The following is a 1,704-nucleotide window of genomic DNA, read 5'->3' as shown; positions in this document are numbered from 1 at the left end:
AATAACCTTTTTTGCGCTTCTTGACTATTTAAGCCGGTAAAGTCAGTTTTATCAAAGTAGTAAATTGTTTGTTGCATTTGCTTCTTACCGTAAGACATCCCAATCCCCTTTCTTAAACTTTTTGCTCTCTAAATAAAATATGAGGGCATTCTAAAAAACATGCCCTCATTCTTTTAAACTTTGCCATCCATCTCTTGCAAGATTGACTATTAAATTATGACGAGACCTATCAGGATGATTTATCACTTTATTATACCATTTTAATGCCTCTTCTTTATTGCCTAACATTCTATTAAGTTCTGCTATCATGTATATAAGAAGTATTTCTTCCTCATATATATCCGAACCACTATAGGCTTTTATATAAGAATCCAATGCATATTTCAAATATTTTTCTTCATTTACCTTATCATTTAAAATCCTATATATCCAAGCAATTCTAAGACAAGTCTTCGCAAAAACTATGGGTTTATCTTCTTTTATCTGGGAACAATATAAAGCCAATAAATAGGTTTCTAACGCTTTTTGAGGTGTTCTTTCACCAGAAAATTCTCTTTTAACCCACTTAGCCGTTACCAGTGACAGGATTTTTTCCTTTTTGTCATTAGTTATTCTGTCAAATTCAGATTCCAAAGCAGCATATCCACAATTTGGGCACACAATAACCTCATAAAAGAAAGGATTAATGCCATCTTTATATTTAGTATAAAAATCTCTTTCTCTTTCTTCCACCTTCAATTGTGAAGTCCTTACTTTAGTATATGTAAATTCTCTCTTACACACTGGACATACGGCTTTTTTCTCGTACAAATATTTGTTCTCCAATATTACACCTCCGTCCAACATTAGTCCTATTAAATATTTTAACATACTCATCAACATTTTTCGACATTCTCTAGATAAAAAATTAGCTATCTGCAAAAGTTGAAATTATTTGTGATTTATTATTCCATATGTAAGGCCAATAAGCATAATAATGCCTCCATAACCAGCAATAGGATATAAATAATGAACAAGTTTTGCAAAACCAAACCTACTAGCTATAAGGGCTATTCCTCCCGAGGCAACAGTAAAAATCTTATATTTCACTGACCCAACTTCTGTAAACCTTGCCGCAAACCCATATAGATTTCCAACAGCCGTAGTATATATTTCTGCAATCAAAATAAAACTGTATACAAATTTCAAAACCGGTGAAATATTACCAGCAACATAAAGCATGGGTATCTCATATAAAGAAGCAGTAGGCATATTTATAAGAATTGTAAAAAATATCAAAAACGCACCTAATCCTAATCCCATTCCTCCTAATATAGCTCCCCATCTTAGTTTTGACCTGTCGTTGGTTTTCTGTCCAAGAGGAGCAAGAATGGCAACTGCCATCAAAAGATTATAGGAAGCATAAAGTACTCCCGACAATGCAAAATTTTTTACTGCAGCTTTAAAAGGAAAGTCAGCAATTGTTATAACCGTAATGTCTGGTCCATAAAAAAGGGAAAAAGTACCCACAATGATTATGGCAAGCAAGAGCAAAGGCACTACAAAAGAAATGGCAGAAATAACTCCTCCAATTCCTGTTAATACTGTTACAACCGATAATACTGCCATTACTACACCCCCAAAAGTAGAAGGAAGCCCAAATTGCTCTTCAAAAATTGCACCACAACCTGCTATCATTGCAGATAGTGCTCCAAACAAAAAAAA

Annotated in this window: 2 protein-coding genes; both read right to left on the bottom strand. The window is 33.5% G+C overall.

What is annotated here, in order from left to right; genetic code table 11:
- Positions 1 to 165: 165 nt before the first annotated feature.
- Positions 166 to 882 (bottom strand): DUF2225 domain-containing protein, encoded by a 717-nt coding sequence (locus M663_RS0101650; RefSeq protein WP_029687731.1) that lies wholly within the window; start codon positions 880 to 882, stop codon positions 166 to 168.
- A 48-nt stretch (positions 883 to 930) separates the two neighbouring features.
- Positions 931 to 1,704 (bottom strand): membrane protein (locus tag M663_RS0101645; RefSeq protein WP_029687729.1); only part of this gene is annotated, 774 nt, incomplete at its 5' end.

Source organism: Thermoanaerobacter sp. A7A, assembly GCF_000445185.1.
GTDB lineage: Bacteria > Bacillota > Thermoanaerobacteria > Thermoanaerobacterales > Thermoanaerobacteraceae > Thermoanaerobacter.
Note: the sequence above shows the minus strand (reverse complement) of the source record. Positions and strands in the feature narration are given on the sequence as shown.

What these genes read in the sequence shown, in the direction of transcription:
- M663_RS0101650 (WP_029687731.1), bottom strand. Translation starts at nt 882, where the DNA reads ATGTTGATGAGTATGTTAAAATATTTAATAGGACTAATGTTGGACGGA.